Here is a 1,113-nt window from a genome sequence, read left to right as displayed (position 1 = left end):
TACCCCATTATTGACTATTTTGTACCCCATTATTGACTATTTTGTCCCCCATTATTGACTATAAAATTAAAAATTGATAGAATATAGCATAATAGGAAACATAGTAAAAGGTAAACAAGATGGTATCAAATAGAAAATCCAGTAAAATCTATGAAGAACTAGCTTCTCGTCAAAATTATTTAGTTGTCCAGGCGAATGACTTGGCCAAAGCTTTTGGTAATTTAAAAGCTTTTGAACACAAGGTTTTAGACTACTGTTTTTCATCTGTAACGAAAGATAGTAGAGTCGGTGATGTCTTTACGGTTCATAGCCTTGACATTATGAAGCACTTTGGATTAACTAAAAACGGTCAGAATTATAGACGGATTGCAGAAGCTTTTTCGAGACTTAACGAGAATACAGCCCTATATATCCCTGAAACATTGCCTGACGGTAGACGTTCAATAATCATGACTCAACTTTTCAGCAGAATAAGATTTATCGAGGATGGCCTTGTAGAGTTCAAATTCTCTGAAGATGCTGGACCTTTAGTTTTTGAGTTGAAAAGAAACTACTACTCTTTCCATTTGGATGAGTTAGGAAATGTGAAATCAAAGTATTCTTTGATCTTGATGAAACTTTGGGAAGCATATCGCTTAGGAAATCGAGAATATACAACCATTAAGGGAAGTTTAGAGGAGTGGCAAGATTGGTTCTTGGGTGAAGAGAAGTCATGGCCTGCAGGTTTGTTTAAGAGGAACGCTCTAATGGTGGCATGCGAAGAATTAGAAATGAAATTCAACGCTGATATAGATTTAACAACTGTAAAAAAAGGACGAAAAGTTATCGGGTATGAGATGGTAATTAGGGATAGACGGATGCCAACCACTGCAGATGTAATCATAGAGGCAGAGAAAGCATCACATCAGACAGACATCTATGATTTTTTGTAATTTGAACTTATATTAAAAATTGAGGCTTGCGTATGCAGCCTTTTTTCTTTGAGAAAGATAGAGATTGAAAAAGAGTTCGTTAACTCATTGGTGCTACTAGCTTTATAGCAATATTGCGCTGAGGTGGTTAATTATTTTCTAGGATGAGAAACATATTTTGTAAAAAATGTTGTTGTAACTC

At 35.2% G+C, this 1,113-nt stretch carries 1 protein-coding gene; it reads left to right on the top strand.

Features of this window, described 5'->3' with window-relative positions:
* Positions 1-119: 119 nt before the first annotated feature.
* The gene (locus tag GMD6S_RS11425; RefSeq protein WP_000254441.1) at positions 120-932 is read left to right on the top strand and encodes a replication initiation protein; all 813 of its coding nucleotides are present in this window, start codon (positions 120-122) and stop codon (positions 930-932) included.
* Positions 933-1,113 lie beyond the last annotated feature (181 nt).

This window comes from Streptococcus sp. GMD6S (assembly GCF_000297015.1).
The sequence above is the reverse complement of the archived record's forward strand: the minus strand, read 5'-3'. Positions and strand labels throughout refer to the sequence as shown.